Origin of the sequence: Azospirillum oryzae (assembly GCF_900177515.1) — a bacterium.
GTDB lineage: Bacteria > Pseudomonadota > Alphaproteobacteria > Azospirillales > Azospirillaceae > Azospirillum > Azospirillum oryzae_A.
Map to the genome: position 1 here is coordinate 31,137 of NZ_FXAK01000008.1, position 16,529 is coordinate 47,665.

Genomic DNA, 16,529 nt, shown 5'->3' on the forward strand with positions numbered 1-16,529 from the left:
CCGTGGTTGCCCTGACCGTCGAAAAGCCGCATGTGCTGGCGCTCCGCCCCGAAAACGCCCCGGATGCCGGACCGGTGAAGGCCGGCGAGGTGCTGGTCCGCGTCCAGCGCGCCGGGATCTGCGGGTCGGACCTGCACATCTACCACGGCTCCAACCCCTTCGCGGTCTATCCCCGCGTCATCGGCCACGAGTTCGCCGGCAGGGTCGAGGCGGTGGGCGACGGCGTGATCAATGTCGCGGCCGGCGACCATGTGGTGGTCGATCCGGTGGTGTCCTGCGGTCGCTGTTATGCCTGCCGCGCCGGGCGGACCAATGTCTGCGCCAATCTGGAGGTGTTCGGCGTCCATCGCGACGGCGGCTTCCGCAACCATGTCGTGGTGCCGGCGGCCAACGCCATCAAGGTGCGCTCCGACCTGCCGATCTCGCTGGCCGCATTGGCGGAACCGCTGTCGATTGCCGCCAACGTGCTGTCGCGCACCGGCATCGGGCCCGACGACACGCTGCTGGTCTATGGCGCCGGGACGGTCGGGCTGACGGTGGTGCAGGTCGCCAAGCTGCACGGCGCCCGCTGCATCGTCGCCGACCTGGACGACAAGCGGCTGGAGCGGGCGAAGGAGTTCGGCGCCGACGTCGTTCTCAACTCCGCGCGCGTGTCGGTGCCCGACGCGGTGCGCGACGAGAATGACGGGCTGGGTCCGACGGTGGTGATCGATGGCGCCGGCGTGCCGGCCCTGCTGGAGGAGGCCTGCCGCCTCGCCAGCCCGGCGGCGCGCATCGGCCTGCTGGGCTTCTCCCCCGCCCCCTGCAACATCAGCCAGCAGGAGATCGTGAAGAAGGAACTGACGCTCGTCGGTTCCCGCCTGAACCGCCGCCTGCTGCCGCAGGTCATCGAGTGGCTGGAGAGCGGCAAGCTGAATCCTGCGGCGATGATCACCCAGGTCTTCCCGATCGCCGACGCCGCGAGCGCCTTCGCCCTGATCGAAAACGACCCGTCGAGCACGATCAAGGTCCAACTCGACTTCGAAAGCTGACCGCCCGCACACCCATTACCCAAAGCAAGGCGGACGCGATCCGCCCAAAACGGAGGAACACCAGGATGAACAGCAAGACCCCGATCTCCCGCCGCACGCTGGCCAAGAGCATCGGCCTCGGCGCCGGCATCGCCGCCGGTGCGACGCTGCTGGGCGGCATCGCCGCTCCCGCCATCGTCCGTGCCCAGGCCAAGACGACGCTGAAGCTCGGCCACCTCGCCAACGAGGAGAATGTCTGGCACAAGGCCTCGCTGGTGTTCGCCGAGGAAGTCGCCAAGCGCACCAACGGCGCGGTCGAGGTCAAGGTGTTCCCCAACGAGCAGCTCGGCAAGGAAACCGACCTGATCAAGGGCATCCAGCTCGGCACCATCGACTTCACCATCACCGGTGAATCGCTGCAGAACTGGGCGCCGGCCGCGGCGCTGCTGGCGGTTCCCTACGCCATCCGCGACCTCAACCATCTCGACAAGGTCGTCACCGGCGAGCCGGGCAAGAAGATCGCCGACGCCATCGAGCAGAAGACCCAGCTGGTCCCGCTGACCTACTTCGCCCGCGGCCCGCGCAACCTGACCAGCAAGCGCCCGATCAAGTCGCCGGACGAGCTGAACGGCCTGAAGATGCGCGTTCCCAACGTGCCGCTGTTCGTGTCCTTCTGGCAGGGTCTGGGCGCCAAGCCGACGCCGATGGCCTTCTCGGAGGTCTTCACCGGCCTGCAGAACGACACCATCGAGGCGCAGGAGAACCCGCTGGCCCTGATCAAGTCGGCGAGCTTCTACGAGGTCCAGAAATACGTGAACCTGACGGAGCACGTCATCAGCTGGATCTATCTGGTCGGCGGGTCGAAGAAGCTGAACAAGATGCCAGCCGAACAGCGGGCCGCCATTATGGAAGCCGCCAAGGCCGCCCAGGCCGCCGAGCGCAAGCTGTTCATCGAGGACGAGACCAAGTTGGCGGCCGACCTGAAGGCCAAGGGCATGGAGTTCATCACCGTCGACAAGGCCGCCTTCGCCGAGAAGGGCCGCCCGGCCGTCGTCGCGGCACTGTCGCCGGAGATCAAGCCGATCTACGACGAAATCCTCGCGGTGAAGTAAGCGGGAACCGAAGCCTTCACCCGCTTCAAGCGGGTGGGGGTGTCCGCCCCACCAACCGCAAGAGCCTGTCCGATGCGCAAAGCCTTTTCCGCCGCGGTGGCGGCCGTATCCGCCCTTTGCCGCTGGGGAACCCTGGCGGCCATCGGTGTCCTCATCGTCGTCGTGACCATCCAGGTGCTGGGCCGCGTGCCGGGCTTCCCCTCGCCACCCTGGACGGAGGAGGTGGCCCGCTTCGCGCTGGTCCATCTCGTCGCCTTCTCCTGCGGGCTGGCGCTGCTGCGCGGCGAGCTGGTGAACGTCGACATGTTCATCCTGCTGCTGCCCAAGCCGCTGCAATGGGCGGTGGCGCGGGTGGTCGATCTGGCGATCCTGGTCTTCGCCGTCGCCATCATTCCCGGCGCCTGGGATTACGTCGTCGGCAGCATCGGCGAGCGGGCGCGCTCCATCAACGTGCCGATGATCTGGGTCTATGTCGTGACGCTGATCATCCCGGTGTCGCTCGCCTTCTTCTCGATCGCCCGGCTGGCCGGGCTCGGGCGTGATTCCGCGCCGCCCAGCCATGGGGAAACCGTCTGATGGTCACCGCACTGTTCGTCACCTTCGCCGTCCTGCTGATCCTGGGCGCGCCGGTGGGCATCGCGCTGGGCGGCGCGTCGGCGGTCTATCTGGTCGGCAGCGACATCGACCTCGCGGTGGTTCCGCAGTTCATGTATGCGGGTATGGACAGCTTCGTCCTGCTCTGCATCCCCGGCTTCGTGCTGGCCGGCAACCTGATGAACGGCGGCGGCATCACCGACCAGATCGTGCTGTTCAGCAACCGGCTGGTCGGCCACATCCGCGGCGGCCTCGGCCTTGCCAACGTGACGGGGTCGATGGTGTTCGCCGGCATCTCCGGCACCGCGGTGGCGGAGACCGCCTCCATCGGCGCGGTGATGATCCCGGCGATGCGCAAGTCAGGCTACGACGCGCCCTTCGCCGCCGCGGTGACCGCCGCCGCCTCCACCGTCGGGCCGATCATCCCGCCCAGCGTGCCGATGATCATCGTCGGCACCCTGACCGGCCTGTCGGTCGGCAAGATGTTCATGGCCGGCGCCATTCCGGGCCTGCTGCTGGGCGTCGGCATGATGCTGACGGTATGGATCCTGGCGCGGGTGCGCAATTACCCGAAGGAGCCCTGGCAGGGCTTCGGTGCGCTGCTGCGCGCCAGCCGCGGCGCCTTCTGGGCGCTGCTGATGACGGCGATCATCCTGTTCGGCATCGTCGGCGGCTATTTCACCCCGACCGAGGCGTCGGTGGTGGCGGCGCTCTACGCCTTCGTCATCGGGCTGTTCGTCTACAAGGGCTTCAAGCTCCGCCAGCTGCCGGCGATCCTGCTGGAAAGCGCCATTGGGTCGGGCGGGCTGATTCTGCTGGTGGGCCTCGCCAACGTGTTCGGCTGGATCCTGACCAGCGAGCAGATCCCGCAGGCCATCGCCGCCTCGATGCTGGCGCTGACCACCAACAAGTATCTGATCATCCTGATGATCAACATCCTGCTGTTGTTCGTCGGCACCTTCATGGAGACGATCGCGGCGCTGATCATCCTGTTCCCGCCGCTGCTGGCGGTGGCGACCCAGGTGGGCATCGACCCGATCCATTTCGCCACCTTCGCCGTGCTGAACCTGATGATCGGCCTGACCACCCCACCCGTCGGCGTCTGCCTGTTCGTCGCGGCCAACATCGCGAAGATCTCGCTGGGCGCCATCACCAAGGCGATCTGGCCCTTCCTGCTCTGCAACATCGTGATCCTGTTCCTGGTCTCCTACATCCCGGCATTGTCGCTCTGGCTGCCGAGCCTGCTTTTCCGCTGATTTTCCAAATTCCAAAGCCCCTCTCTTTCCAAGGAGTTCGCAGCCATGGAACAATCCTGGCGCTGGTTCGGCCCCGAAGACGCCATCAAGCTGAACCACATCCGCCAAGCCGGCGCCACCGGCGTGGTCACCGCCCTGCACCACATCCCCTACGGCGTCGTCTGGTCGGTCGAGGAAATCCAGAAGCGCAAGGCGATGATCGAGTCCGACAAGGAACTCGGCCTCAGCTGGACCGTTACCGAAAGCCTGCCGGTGCACGAGGCGATCAAGATCGGCGAAGGCGACCTGACCGAGCTGTTCGACAACTACCGCCAGTCGATGCGCAACCTCGCCGCCTGCGGCGTGACCACCATCTGCTACAACTTCATGCCGGTGCTGGATTGGACGCGGACGGAGCTGGCGGCGGCGCTGCCGGGCGGCGGCACCTCGCTGCGCTTCAACGCCCATGAGCACGCCGCCTTCGACGTTTACATGCTGGAGCGTCCGGGCGCCGAGGAGGACCACTCGCCGGAGGTTCTCGCCAAGGCCAAGGAATGGTTCGACCGCTCGTCGGAAAGCGACCGGGCGAAGCTGCTGTCGAACATCATGGCCGGCCTGCCGGGCGCCTATGACCGCTACGACATCCCCGGCCTGCGCAAGATGATCGCGCGCTTCAACGGCATGAGCGCCGACGGCCTGCGCGAGACGCTGGCCCGCTTCCTGCGCGAGGTGATCCCGACGGCGGAAGAGGTCGGCATCCGCATGGCGATCCACCCCGACGACCCGCCCCGCCCGCTGTTCGGCCTTCCCCGCATCGTCAGCACCGAGGACGACCTCGCTCACCTCATCAACGCGGTGAAGTCGCCGAACAACGGCCTGACCTTCTGCACCGGCTCGCTGGGCGCGGGGCAGACCAACGACGTGCCGGCGATGGCCAAGCGCTTCGCCGAGGACATCCACTTCGTCCATCTGCGCAACGTCGCCAAGGAGCCGGACGGGTCCTTCGAGGAAGCCGACCATCTCGGCGGCGATGTCGACATGGTGTCGGTCGTCACCACCCTGCTGGAGGAGCAGAAGCGCCGCCAGGATGCCGGCAACGACAACTGGCGCCTGCCCTTCCGCCCTGACCACGGCCACGAGCTGTTGGACGACGTCGGCAAGCCGACCCACCCCGGCTATCCGATGATCGGCCGCCTGCGCGGTCTGGCCGAGATCCGCGGCGTGATGACCGCCGTCGCCGCGGTGAAGCAGCTGCCGATGTGAGTGGGAAAGCGCCGGCTTCACCCGCCGGCGCGCATCCCCAGCCGGGCAAGTTTCTTGTAGAAGGCGGCGCGGGAAATGCCGAGCGCCCGCGCCGCCTCCGTCGCCCGGCCGCCGCTGGCCGCAAGCGCACGGCCGAGCAGCCCGCGCTCGAACTCGTCGAAGGCGTCGTCATAGCCCGGCAGGGGCACAGGCTGCGGCTTCGCCCGGACGACCGCAGGAACCGTGTCGGGAAACGCCCCCGCCGATTCGACATCCCCCAGATTCGGCAGCGCCTCCGCAAGGTCGGCGGCGGTCAGGCGGCGGTTGTCGGTCAGCAGGCAGGCTCGCTCCAGCACGTTGCGCAGTTCGCGCACATTGCCGGGCCAGCGGTGGCGGCCCAGCGCCTCGACCGCTTCCGGAGTCAGGCCGCGCAAAGGAAGGCCGCTGCGGGCTGCAATCTCCTGCAGGATCGATTCGGCGATGGCCTCCAGCCCGCCGCCCATCTCCGCCAGGGCCGGCAGGCGGATCGGCAGCACGTTCAGCCGGTAATAGAGGTCGGAGCGGAAACGGCCGTCCCGGATCCGCTGCTCCAGATCGACATTCGTCGCCGCGATCACCCGCACGTCCACCTTCACCGGACGGTCGGAGCCCAGCGGTTCGATCTCCTGCTCCTGCAATGCCCGCAGCAGCTTGGCCTGCAGCCCCAGCGGCATGTCGCCGATCTCATCCAGGAACAGGGTGCCGCCGTCGGCGGTCTTGAAGCGGCCTTCGCGGCCCCGGCGGTCCATCCCGGTATAGGCGCCGGGCACCGCGCCGAAGAACTCGGCCTCCAGCAGTGTTTCCGGGATCGCCGCCACATTGACGCCGACGAAGGACCGGCCGCTGCGGGCCGACAGGCCGTGGATGGCCTGGGCGATCAGCTCCTTGCCGGTGCCGGTCTCGCCCAGCAGCAGGATCGGCGCATCGCTGCGGGCGGCAAGGCGGGCCTTGCGTTTGACCTCAAGGCAGACCGGGCTGTCGCCGACATAGCTCTGCAGCGTGTAGCGCGGCTGCCGCCCCTCGTCGAGCCGGCGCCGGGTAGCCGCCAACTCCGCCTCCAGCCGCGACAGCTCGGCCAGCAGGGGTTTCAGCCGGTGCAGGCTGTCATAGAGGACGAAGCCGACGGCGCCGATGATCGCGCCGTGGTCGTCGGTCAGGGGAAAGCGCGTCACCACCAGCCGCTGGGTACCGAACAGCATCAGGTCGAGCAGGATCGGCTGGCCGGTCGCCAGCACCTGACGCATCTGCGAATGGGGGATGATCTCCTCCACCTCGCGGCCGATGGCCTCGGCGGGGTCGGAGATGCCGAGCATGCGGGCGTATTTCTCGTTGATCCACACCACCCGCGCGTCGCGGTCGACCGCCACCGTGCCCTCGGACTGGGTTTCCAGCGCCTCGAACAGCGAGGGGATCGCGCGGCTGCGCAGCAGCGCCGCGTTTCCGGCGAAGGCATCACCTTCCAAGGGAACCGTCGCCATGTCCGCTGCGCCACGCCGGCCGCCGTCCGCCCGTTCCGTCACCCTGGCCGCTCCCCCTGATCCTCGCCCCCCGTGTTATCGGGACCGCGCCCGGATTCCGCAATGGCCGAGAGCCCCTTGGGACAATGCCGACCACAGCGCCGCAGGCTCTTGCGGAGTCGCGGCCGGGCGGTCCATGCTGCGGCGCGAATCGCTTTCCGGAGCCAACTTGCTCGTCCCGTCCATTCAGCCATGCTGACCCTGCCGGCCCTTCTCCTGCTTGCCGCGGTCCTGGCGACCCTGTGGACAGCGTGGCGCAGCTGGGCGCTGCCCCCCTTTCCCGGACGCTTCAACTTCGTGGCGATGCAACTGTCCGCCTCCTGGTGGGCGACGGCCGCCGCCATCGAGACCATCGTCCCGGCACCGGCGGACAAGCTTTTCTGGGCCGAGATGGCGTGGTTCGGCATCGTCTGCACCCCCAGCTTCTGGGCGCTGTTCCTGTGGTCCTACACGCGGGAGGAACTGGCGGCGCGCTGGCGGCTGGTGCCGGTGACGGTGGGACTGCTCACCTGGGTGGCGGCGCTGACCAACGACGCCCACCGGCTGATCTACACGGCGGTCCAGCCGATCAGCGATGCACCGGGTGCGGCGCTGGTCTACAGCCACGGTTTGTTGTTCTTCGTCGTCACCATCTATCTCTATGCCTTCATGGTGATGAGCATCGTCGTCACCGCCAGCGGCATCCACCGGGCCACGCCAGCCTACCGTACCCATTACCTGGGCTTCCTGATTGCGATGGCGGTGCCGTGGGTGGCGAATGTCGGTTACGTCACCGGCAACCTGACCCTGTTCGACCTTGACCCCACGCCCTTCAGCTTCCTGCTGATGGGCGCGGTGTTCTACTGGCTGATCACCCGGCGGCGCCTGTTCATCCTGCTGCCGGTCGCCCGCGATGCCCTGCTGGACGCGGTTCCCGACCCGGTGCTGGTGCTCGACGCCGACGGCAGGGTGGTGGAGGCGAACCCGGCGGCCCTGGCACTTGTGCCCGACGGCACGCCGCTCGGCCGCCGGCTGGCGGACCTCCCCGGCCTGTCGGCGCTGTCGCCACGGGACATCACCCTGCCGGTGCCGCTGACCCTGGAGAGCGACGGCGCATTGCGCAGCTTCGAAGCCACGCGCGTCCCGCTCACCTCCGGCAACGGCGGCGGGCGTGCTGCGGCGCGCGAGGTCGGCTGCCTGCTGATGCTGCGCGACGTCACCCACCGCCGCCGGGCCGAGATGCGGTTGGAGGACATGGTGCGGCGCCTCGATCTCGCCCGGCTGGAGGCGGAGGAACGGCTGGTGGCGGAGCAGGAGGCAAAACGGGCGCTGAACGGCTTCCTGTCGATGGCGGCCCACGAGTTCAAGACCCCACTCGCCATCATCGACGGCGCCGCCCAGCTTCTGCTGATGGATGCGGAGGTGAAGGCTCCCGGCATGCTGCCGCGGCTGGAAAAGATCCGCCGGGCCGTGCGCCGGCAGGTCAATATCCTGGAAACCTGCCTTGCCGACGACCGGCTGAGCGACCCCGCCTTCGCGCTGCGCCGCGATCCGCTGGAACTGCCAGCCCTGCTGCGCGCCGCCGCTTCCGCCCAGGGCGACGCCGCGCCCGGCCGACGGATCGAACTGGAACTGGAGGGCTGCCCGGCGCGGATGACCGGCGACGGCCCGATGCTGGAGTTGTGCGTCCACAACCTGCTGAACAACGCGCTGAAATATTCGCCTCCGGGCACGCCGGTCCGGCTGCGCGCCTGGAGCGAGGACGGTCCGGACGGGCAATCGCAGCTGGCGCTGTCCGTGGCAGACCAGGGGATCGGCATTCCGGACAGCGAGCGGGAGCGGGTGTTCGACCGGTTCTTCCGCGCGTCCAACACCGGAACGGCGGCGGGCAGCGGCGTCGGACTGAACATGGTCCGCCGCATCGCCGCCCTGTATGGCGGCACCGTGACGCTCGACAGCCGGTTGGGGGAGGGCAGCGTCTTCACGCTGCGGCTCCCACTGTGCGAAGAGGCGCTCTGCGCAGACAGGATGGCCGGCATGCCGGTGGAGTAATCCGGGTGGGAGATCGTTTCTTGCATTGATTGCCCGGTGAAGGGAATAATCCCGCTCCCTCCATCTGGACCCTGGCAATATGAGCGATCACGACCCCACCGTCGTCCGGCCGGTGCCGAAACCCCGCGTCCCCCTGGGCATCGAAGAGGTGCTGGTCGCCATCACCATGGCGGTGGTGGCGCTGATCACCTTCGCCAACGTCGTGGTGCGCTACCTGACCGACGTCTCCTTCGCCTTCACCGAGGAATATTCAATCGCGCTGATGGTGATCCTGACCTTCCTCGGCGCGTCGGCCGCGGTGGTGAAGGACCGGCACATCCGCATCACCTTCATCACCGACAAGCTGTCGCCCGCCAACCGCCGCCGGACCGAGCAGTTCGCCATGGCCTGCGTCGCGCTGATGTATGGGCTGCTGGTGGTCTACGGCACCTGGACGACCTGGGACGATTACCGGTTCGAGGTGACCTCGCCGGCGCTGGGGCTGCCGCAATGGATCTACACGATCTGGCTGCCGGTGCTGTCGCTGGTGGTGCTCGCCCGCACCATCGGCCGCATGATCCGCATCCATCGCGGCACCGAACCGCTGGAAACCGGACATATCCCGGAGGGTGAGCCGTGATCACCACCCTTCTCTTCGGCTCCTTCCTGGTCATGATGCTGGCAGGCGTGCCGATCGCCGCCGCATTGGGTCTGGCCGGCACCGCCGCAATCGCCTTCGCGCATCTGGGAGTGATCTCGGTCCCCACCAGCGTCTACACCGGCATCGCCAAATATCCGCTGCTGACCATCCCGATGTTCGTTCTGGCCGGCACCATCTTCGACCGGTCGGGCGTGGCGCAGAAGCTGGTGCGCTTCGCCACCGCCATTGTCGGCCAGGGCAAGGGCGCGCTGGCGATCATCGCGGTGGTGGTGGCGATGATGATGGGCGGCATCTCCGGCTCCGGCCCGGCCATCGCTGCGGCGGTCTGCGGCGTGATGGCGCCCAGCATGATCCGCGCCGGCTATCCCCGCCCCTACATCGCCAGCGTCATCGCCGCGGCGGCGGCCACCGACATCCTGATCCCGCCGTCGGTCGCCCTCATCATCTACAGCGTGCTGGTGCCGGCCGCCCCGACCACCTCGATGTTCGCCGCCGGCATCATCCCCGGCACGCTGGCCGGTCTCGCCCTCATCATCCCGGTCTACTGGCTGGCGCGGAAACACAATCTGGGAGCCAAGCTGTCGCACGAGCCGCGCCCGCCCTTCTGGCGCAGCCTGTGGGACGCGTCGCTCGGCCTGTTCGCCAAGGTCATCATCCTGGGCGGCCTGCGGCTGGGCATCTTCACCCCGACCGAGGCGGCGGTGATCGCGGTGGCGTATGGCCTGCTGCTGGGCATGGTGGTCTACCGCACCATCCGTTTCCGCGACCTTTACTCGATGCTGGTGGAGGCGGCGGAGATCTCCGCCATCATCCTGACGGTGATCGCGCTGGCCAGCGTGTTCGGCTGGGCGCTGAGCACCCTGTCGGTGATCGACCCCATCGCCGACGCCATCATCCATTCGGGTCTGGGCGAATATGGCGTGATGGCGCTGCTGGTGGTGATGCTGACCATCATCGGCACCTTCCTGGACGGCATCTCGATCTTCATCATCCTGCTGCCGCTGCTGATCCCCATCGCCACCGCCTACAAATGGGACCTGACCTGGTTCGGCGTCATCCTGACCCTGATGATCGCCGTCGGCCAGTTCACCCCGCCGATGGCCGTCAACCTGATGGTGGCCTGCCGCATGACCGGCTGTTCGATGGAAAGCACGATCCGCTGGGTGATCTGGCCGCTGGTCACCATGCTGCTGGTGGTGGTGGCGGTGATCCTGTGGCCGGATCTGGCGCTGTGGATGCCCCGGCAGATGGGGTTCTAAAGGAAGCGGGCGACGTCGCGGCTGGTCAGATGCAGGCTGGCCGCAACGTCGTAGCCGCGCCGGGCGATCTTGCCTGCCGCCGCGGCCTCGAACGCGCCACGGTTTGCGGTCGCGTAGGCGAGGCAGTCCTCCGGCGCCGGCTCCCGCGTGCCGAGCAGGGCGCGGAATGCCAAGCGGTGGACGGCGCACCAGCCACCATGCCCGGCCGGGCGGAAGACCAGCGCATCGATCTCCGCCCGCCAGGACAAATCCTCCCCGGTCATTCGCGCAGACCCAACCGCCGGGCCAGGCGGAACAGGTTGCTGCGATCCAGCCCGAGCGACCGTGCCGCCTGCGCCCAGTTGCCATCGTGGCGGGCCAGATGCGCGCGGATCATCCGGCGTTCGAGATCCTCCACCGCGTCGCGCAACGGCAGTTCGGGCAGGTCCGCCGGTTCCGGAATGCGGGGTTGCTGCGCCGGCATCGCTGTCGGTATGACACTTCCCTCCTCCTGCCCCAAATCCGCCAAGCCCAAATCCGCCGGAGTCAGGGTCAGCACGCCGCCGTCCGGCGGACGGGCGACGCGGGCGCGGATGGCGCCGCGGCCGATGGCGTGCTCCAACTCGCGCACGTTGCCGGGCCAGGGATAGGCCAGCATGCGCCGCTCCGCCGCCGCCGACAGGCGCAGGTTGCGCAAGCCCAGCCGCGCCCGGTTGCGCTCCAGGAACAAGCCGGCCAGCCGCAGGATGTCGGTGCCGCGGTCGCGCAGCGGCGGCACCCGCAGCGGATAGACGCTGAGCCGGTGATAGACGTCGGCGCGGAAGCGGCCCTCCCGCACCTCCGCCGCGAGGTCGCGGTTGGTGGCGGCGATCACCCGCACATCGACGGTGATGTGTCGGTCCGAGCCGACGCGCTGGATCTCGCCGTTCTGCAGCGCCCGCAGCATCTTGGCCTGCGCCGCCAGCGGCAGTTCGCCGACCTCGTCCAGAAACAGGGTGCCGCCGTCGGCCAGTTCGAACTTGCCGCGCCGGTCGGCCACCGCGCCGGAAAAGGCGCCGCGCACATGGCCGAACAGTTCGCTTTCCACAAGGGCGTCCGGCAGCGCCGCGCAGTTGACATGGACGAGCGGCCCGGCGGCGCGGGGGGAGCGGGCGTGCAGCCGACGGGCCACCAGTTCCTTTCCCACCCCGGTCTCGCCCAGCACCAGCACGACGAGGTCGCTGGCCGCCACGGTATCGACTTCCGCCAGCAGGGCCGCCATCGCCGGGCTGCCGCCGACCGCCTCGAGATCGAGCCCCGGCGCCGGTTCGTCGAGAACGCGCAAGGCCGTTCCGCCATCGCCGACCACAGCCGCCCGCCGCTCCACCGCGGTCGCGAGGTCGGCCGTCAACTGCGCCCAGGCGGCAATCGCCCCGTCCCAGCCATCGAACCGTCCTTCGTTCAGCGCGTCCAGAGTCAACACGCCCCAGGGTCGGCCGTCGACGCTCAGTGGCGCCCCGACGCAATCATGGACATGCAAGCGCTGGCTAAGGTCGGGGATCAGCCCGTCATAAGGGTCGGGCAACTCGCAGCCGGCGGGAAAACGCAGCGGTCCACCATCGGCTTCGGCAATCGCCTGCAGGCGGGGATGCTCGTCCAGCTCGAAACGGCGGCCGAGCGTGTCGGGGCTGAGCCCGCGTGTGGCGAGCGGCACCAGCATCCCCTCCCCCGCCTTGACACCATCGGAGCGACCGTCGTGGCGCAGCAGCGCGCAGGCGTCGCACGGCAGATGGCGGGACATCAGGTCGAGCAGCAGGGGCCACAGCCGTGCCGGATCGTCCAATGCCTGCAACAGGGCTCCAGCCTCGTCCAGCGGGAGCGACGATGTCGAAATGACCGCTTCGTTGTCCATCAGACATCATAACCTGCGTGGTCGCTTTGACAACGCCCCGTCCGCACGGCGCGGAATCCCTGGCTGCGTCGCTTTGGCACAGGGCTTGCCATTCCATTGCGACATCGTGACGCGCAAAAGGATTGCCCTCTTCATGCTGACGCCTGACCAGACCGCCGTCATCAAGGCCACCGCCCACGTGGTCGCCGCCAACGCCAACAAGATCACCGGCACCTTCTATCCGCTGATGTTCGAGCGCTTCCCCGAGGTGCGCGCCGTCTTCAACCAAAGCCACCAGCGCAGCAGCGCCCAGCCGGAAGCGCTGGCCAACGCCATCATCGCCTACGCCTCCAACATCGACCGGCTGGAGGTTCTGGGGCCGGCGGTCGAGGCCATCGTGCAGAAGCACGTGTCGCTCAACATCACCCCGGACCAGTACAAGATCGTCGGCACCTGCCTGATGGAGGCCATCGGCAAGGTGCTGGGCGACGCGGTGACGGCCGAGGTCGCCGACGCCTGGGGTGCCGCCTACTGGCAGCTGGCCGACCTGCTGATCGCGGCGGAGGAGACGGAATATGCCCGCAAGGCGGCGCTGACCGGCGGCTGGCGCGGCGCCCGGCGCTTCCGCATCGTGGAGAAGACGCCGGAAAGCGCCGTCATCACCTCCTTCCGGCTGGCGCCGGTCGACGGCGGGCGGGTGATGGACTTCCATCCCGGCCAGTATCTCGGCCTGCGCCTGACGGTCGACGGCGAGACCGTCCACCGCAACTACAGCCTCTCTGCCTCGCCGAACGGCCGCGACTACCGCATCTCGGTGAAGCGCGAACCGCAGGGACTGGTCTCCGGCTTCCTGCATGACCGCATCCAGGTCGGTGACGAGATCGACGTCTATCCGCCGGCCGGCGAGTTCGTGCTGCGCGAGGGTGCCGGCCCGCTGCTGCTGATCACCGGCGGCGTCGGCCAGACCCCCGCCCTGCCGCTGGCCGAACAGGCGCTGGCCGCCGGCCGCAAGGTCATCTATGTGCATGCCGCGCTCAACGGCTCGGTCCACGCCTTCCGCCGGCAGATCGACGAGTTGGCCGCCCTGCACAAGGCGCTCAAGCCGGTCTATTGTTATGCCAAGCCGCAGCCGGGCGATCAGCCGCACATGGTCGGCCTGCTCGACCAGGAGCGGTTGGCGGACCTGCTGCCGAAGGAGCCGGGCGTGGCCGCCTATGTCGTCGGCCCGAAGCCCTTCATGGCCGCGGTGGTCAAGGCGCTGACCGCGCTGGGGCTGCCGGAATCGTCGATCGTTCACGAGTTCTTCGGCCCGCGGGAAGCGCTCGCCTGACGCGGCACCCGAACACCATTGCCTCCGACTGAAGGAGCCGGCCTTTCGCAAGGCCGGCCCTTTTTTTGGCTGATATGCGCCCGCTCACGCCGGTGCGTCCGGCGGTTGCGAGTAAATCTGTTATATCACCTAAATCCGGTGTGATTTGCCGAGGCATAGACCACCATTCCGACTTTCCTTCCCCAGAGTGTGCGCCTTTTCGGTGAAATCATTACGTGACACGGCTGGCCGACCATTGCGCTGCGACGCAATCCGCAACGCACCCCGGAAGAATCGTGGATTCTCCTTATTTCTTTCTTAGCGATTTTGGCGCTTTCCTAGTCATGGAACGGTCAAATTATTTGCATTTGTTCCTTTTCCGAGACATCGCCGACGGCCGTCCCGGAGCGGGACGGAGGAAACAGTGATGCGGCGAGAGCCGGAACGGCCGGCCGCAGTGACGTGTGGAGCGCTGGTGCCCGAGAGCACCGATGGGGGAGGACGGTATGTCGAACGATAGCCGGAGCATGACGCTCCAGGGAGGCCCCGCCAAAGGCGGCGCCTGGTATTCCGGGTTACGCGCCAAGCTGATGATCGCCATCGGCGTGGTGTTGTCCGGCACGCTGGTGGCCGCCGCCGTGGCGCTGATCGGCTATGCGAATGTGCGCACCACCATCGACGCCATCGTCGGTGAGGCGGTGCCGGCGATGACGGAGGGCATGGCGGTGGCGCAGCAGGCCGAACGGCTGGTGGCGCTGGCCCCCGCCCTGACGTCGGCCACCGATGCCGCCGCGCGGGAGGCAGTCTCCGCCCGCATCGCCGAGGCGAAGGAGGAATTCAACGCCCGCCTTTCCCGGCTGCGGGCCACCGGCTCCGCCGGGGACCAGCTCGCCGCCATCGAAGAGGCGTCGCAGGGGCTGCTCAACAACCTCGTACAGCTCGACCAGGCGGCGGCCGAACGGGTGGCGCTCGCCGCCGAACGCACGGCGATGCTGCCGAAGGTGATGGCGGCCGAAGCGGAAATCCAGAAATTCGCCGCCCCCTGGACCTCCGTCCTCAACAATGACGAGGAGCAGGCCCGCTCCACCCTGTCCGAACCCGACACCGACTCCGCCGCAATGCGCGAGGCGGCCGCCGCACTGGCCAAGATCACGACCGAGAAGAAGCCGCTGGCGACCGTCACGGCCGAGGCGGCCAACGTCCGCAACATGCTGATGGAAGCGGCGAGCACCAGCGACGACCAGCGGCTGGCCATCATCGAGACCCGTGTCGGCGTTTCGCTGGCCGGGCTGGTGAACAGCGCGAAGGATCTGCCGGAGCGGCTGGCCGCCGTCGCCACCAAGCAGGCGGAGCTGCTGAACGGCTTTTCGGTCGGCGAGACCTCGCTGGTCACCATCCGGCAGAAGGAACTGCTGATCCAGGGCTATTTCATCCAGCTGCTGGAGAGCAACCACGCCCTGACCACCACCCTGTCCAAGGGGATCGCCACCCTGGTCGAAGGCCAGAAGCGCAACATCGCCGAGGCCAGCGGCGCCACCACCCGCATGCTGGACAACAGCCGGCTGACCCAGATAGCCGTCGCCGTCGCCAGCATCCTGGTGTCGATCCTGGTGGTCTGGCTCTATATCGGCCGCATCGTCATCCGCCGGATGATGGAGCTGAAGACCGGCATGGGCCGGATCGCCGCCGGCGACCTCGACGCCGAGATCAAGCTGAGCGGCCATGACGAGATCGCGGAGATGGGGGCGGCGCTGCTCGTCTTCCGCGACACCGCGCGCGAGGTGGAGACCACCCGCGCCGCCGCCGAGGCCGAGCGCCAGCGGGCCGCCGGCGAACGCCGCCAGACCATGCTGTCGCTGGCCGACCAGTTCGAGAACGGCGTGAAAACGGTGGTGGAGACGGTGTCCGCCGCCGCCACCCAGATGCACCAGACCGCCGCCGGCATGGTGGCGACCGCCGACGACACCTCCCGCCAGGCCGGCAGTGCCGCCGAGGCGGCGGAGACCGCGTCGGTCAACGTCGACGGCGCCGCATCGGCCGCACATGAGCTGTCGCAGTCGATCAGCGAGATCGCCCGGCAGGTGACCGAATCGGCGACAATCGCCGCCAAGGCGGCAAACGAGGCCGATCGCACCGACAGCACGATGCGGGAACTGAACGAGGCCGCCAGCCGCATCGGCGCGGTGCTCGACCTGATCTCCGATATCGCCGGCCAGACCAACCTGCTGGCGCTGAACGCGACCATCGAGGCGGCACGGGCCGGAGAGGCCGGCAAGGGCTTCGCCGTCGTGGCGCAGGAGGTCAAACAGCTGGCCAGCCAGACGGCGAAGGCCACCGAGCAGATCGCCGGCCAGATCGGCGCCATGCAGCAGGCGACCGGCGAGGCGGTGAACGCCATCCGCAGCATCGGCCAGACCATCGGCCGGCTGAACGACATCGCCGCCAGCATCGCCGCTGCGGTGGAGGAACAGGGCGCCGCCACGTCGGAGATCGCCCGCAATGTCCAGCAGGCGGCGGGCGGCACCGCCCAGGCCTCCCAGAACATCGGTCAGGTCCGCACCGCCGCCGGCCAGACCGGCCAGTCGGCGCAGGAGGTCCTGTCGGTCGCCCAGGAGGTCTCGAGCCAGACCGACCGTCTCCAGCAGCAGATCGACCGCTTCCTCAGTCAGGTGCGGTCGGCGTAAGGCGGAGC

At 68.3% G+C, this 16,529-nt stretch carries 13 protein-coding genes; 10 read left to right on the plus strand and 3 right to left on the minus strand.

Features of this window, described 5'->3' with window-relative positions; translation table 11 throughout:
- Nucleotides 1-2 precede the first annotated feature (2 nt).
- The 5 genes from B9N97_RS26240 to uxuA all read left to right on the plus strand — a co-directional run bounded on the left by B9N97_RS26240 (nucleotide 3) and on the right by uxuA (nucleotide 5,214).
- Nucleotides 3-1,031, plus strand: a complete 1,029-nt coding sequence (locus B9N97_RS26240; RefSeq protein ID WP_085090792.1) for a Zn-dependent oxidoreductase — start codon at nucleotides 3-5, stop codon at nucleotides 1,029-1,031.
- A gap of 65 nt (nucleotides 1,032-1,096) precedes the next feature.
- Nucleotides 1,097-2,122: a TRAP transporter substrate-binding protein gene (locus B9N97_RS26245; protein WP_143266879.1), complete on the plus strand. Its 1,026-nt coding sequence runs from the start codon at nucleotides 1,097-1,099 to the stop codon at nucleotides 2,120-2,122.
- 72 nt (nucleotides 2,123-2,194) lie between these two features.
- Nucleotides 2,195-2,698, plus strand: a complete 504-nt coding sequence (locus tag B9N97_RS26250) for a TRAP transporter small permease (protein WP_085090793.1) — start codon at nucleotides 2,195-2,197, stop codon at nucleotides 2,696-2,698.
- Complete coding sequence (locus B9N97_RS26255) at nucleotides 2,698-3,972, plus strand: TRAP transporter large permease (RefSeq protein ID WP_085090794.1); 1,275 nt, start codon at nucleotides 2,698-2,700, stop codon at nucleotides 3,970-3,972. The genes B9N97_RS26250 and B9N97_RS26255 overlap by 1 nt, the downstream gene beginning before the upstream one ends.
- Before the next feature lie 45 nt (nucleotides 3,973-4,017).
- Nucleotides 4,018-5,214, plus strand: a complete 1,197-nt coding sequence (gene uxuA, locus B9N97_RS26260; RefSeq protein ID WP_085090795.1) for a mannonate dehydratase — start codon at nucleotides 4,018-4,020, stop codon at nucleotides 5,212-5,214.
- A 17-nt stretch (nucleotides 5,215-5,231) separates the two neighbouring features.
- Here uxuA and B9N97_RS26265 read toward each other — a convergent pair whose 3' ends face one another.
- Nucleotides 5,232-6,710 (minus strand): sigma-54 interaction domain-containing protein, encoded by a 1,479-nt coding sequence (locus B9N97_RS26265; RefSeq protein ID WP_085090796.1) that lies wholly within the window; start codon nucleotides 6,708-6,710, stop codon nucleotides 5,232-5,234.
- A gap of 231 nt (nucleotides 6,711-6,941) precedes the next feature.
- On the opposite strand from B9N97_RS26265, the gene B9N97_RS26270 reads away from it, so the two are divergent.
- From B9N97_RS26270 to B9N97_RS26280, 3 genes are all read left to right on the plus strand, one after another.
- Entirely contained in the window at nucleotides 6,942-8,780 is a 1,839-nt protein-coding gene (locus tag B9N97_RS26270) for a sensor histidine kinase (RefSeq protein ID WP_085090797.1), read from the plus strand.
- A 79-nt stretch (nucleotides 8,781-8,859) separates the two neighbouring features.
- On the plus strand, nucleotides 8,860-9,399 hold the full coding sequence (locus B9N97_RS26275) for a TRAP transporter small permease (RefSeq protein WP_085090798.1): 540 nt from the start codon (nucleotides 8,860-8,862) through the stop codon (nucleotides 9,397-9,399).
- Nucleotides 9,396-10,679, plus strand: a complete 1,284-nt coding sequence (locus B9N97_RS26280; RefSeq protein ID WP_085090799.1) for a TRAP transporter large permease — start codon at nucleotides 9,396-9,398, stop codon at nucleotides 10,677-10,679. Before B9N97_RS26275 ends, B9N97_RS26280 begins: the two co-directional genes overlap by 4 nt.
- Here B9N97_RS26280 and B9N97_RS26285 read toward each other — a convergent pair.
- Both B9N97_RS26285 and norR read right to left on the minus strand, forming a co-directional pair.
- On the minus strand, nucleotides 10,676-10,942 hold the full coding sequence (locus B9N97_RS26285) for a DUF1488 family protein (protein WP_085090800.1): 267 nt from the start codon (nucleotides 10,940-10,942) through the stop codon (nucleotides 10,676-10,678). The genes B9N97_RS26280 and B9N97_RS26285 overlap by 4 nt on opposite strands.
- Nucleotides 10,939-12,549, minus strand: coding sequence for a nitric oxide reductase transcriptional regulator NorR (gene norR, locus B9N97_RS26290; protein WP_085090801.1), 1,611 nt, complete (start codon nucleotides 12,547-12,549; stop codon nucleotides 10,939-10,941). Before norR ends, B9N97_RS26285 begins: the two co-directional genes overlap by 4 nt.
- 133 nt (nucleotides 12,550-12,682) lie before the next feature.
- Here norR and hmpA point away from each other — a divergent pair, with 133 nt between their 5' ends.
- A complete protein-coding gene (gene hmpA / locus B9N97_RS26295) occupies nucleotides 12,683-13,858 on the plus strand; it encodes an NO-inducible flavohemoprotein (RefSeq protein ID WP_085090802.1) in 1,176 nt (391 codons plus the stop codon).
- Between the two features lie 485 nt (nucleotides 13,859-14,343).
- A complete protein-coding gene (locus B9N97_RS26300) occupies nucleotides 14,344-16,521 on the plus strand; it encodes a methyl-accepting chemotaxis protein (protein ID WP_085090803.1) in 2,178 nt (725 codons plus the stop codon).
- Nucleotides 16,522-16,529: the final 8 nt, after the last annotated feature.

What these genes read in the sequence shown, in the direction of transcription:
- B9N97_RS26245 (WP_143266879.1), top strand. Translation starts at nt 1,097, where the DNA reads ATGAACAGCAAGACCCCGATCTCCCGCCGCACGCTGGCCAAGAGCATC.
- B9N97_RS26250 (WP_085090793.1), top strand. Translation starts at nt 2,195, where the DNA reads ATGCGCAAAGCCTTTTCCGCCGCGGTGGCGGCCGTATCCGCCCTTTGC.
- B9N97_RS26255 (WP_085090794.1), top strand. Translation starts at nt 2,698, where the DNA reads ATGGTCACCGCACTGTTCGTCACCTTCGCCGTCCTGCTGATCCTGGGC.
- uxuA (WP_085090795.1), top strand. Translation starts at nt 4,018, where the DNA reads ATGGAACAATCCTGGCGCTGGTTCGGCCCCGAAGACGCCATCAAGCTG.
- B9N97_RS26265 (WP_085090796.1), bottom strand. Translation starts at nt 6,710, where the DNA reads ATGGCGACGGTTCCCTTGGAAGGTGATGCCTTCGCCGGAAACGCGGCG.
- B9N97_RS26270 (WP_085090797.1), top strand. Translation starts at nt 6,942, where the DNA reads ATGCTGACCCTGCCGGCCCTTCTCCTGCTTGCCGCGGTCCTGGCGACC.
- B9N97_RS26275 (WP_085090798.1), top strand. Translation starts at nt 8,860, where the DNA reads ATGAGCGATCACGACCCCACCGTCGTCCGGCCGGTGCCGAAACCCCGC.
- B9N97_RS26285 (WP_085090800.1), bottom strand. Translation starts at nt 10,942, where the DNA reads ATGACCGGGGAGGATTTGTCCTGGCGGGCGGAGATCGATGCGCTGGTC.
- norR (WP_085090801.1), bottom strand. Translation starts at nt 12,549, where the DNA reads ATGGACAACGAAGCGGTCATTTCGACATCGTCGCTCCCGCTGGACGAG.
- hmpA (WP_085090802.1), top strand. Translation starts at nt 12,683, where the DNA reads ATGCTGACGCCTGACCAGACCGCCGTCATCAAGGCCACCGCCCACGTG.
- B9N97_RS26300 (WP_085090803.1), top strand. Translation starts at nt 14,344, where the DNA reads ATGTCGAACGATAGCCGGAGCATGACGCTCCAGGGAGGCCCCGCCAAA.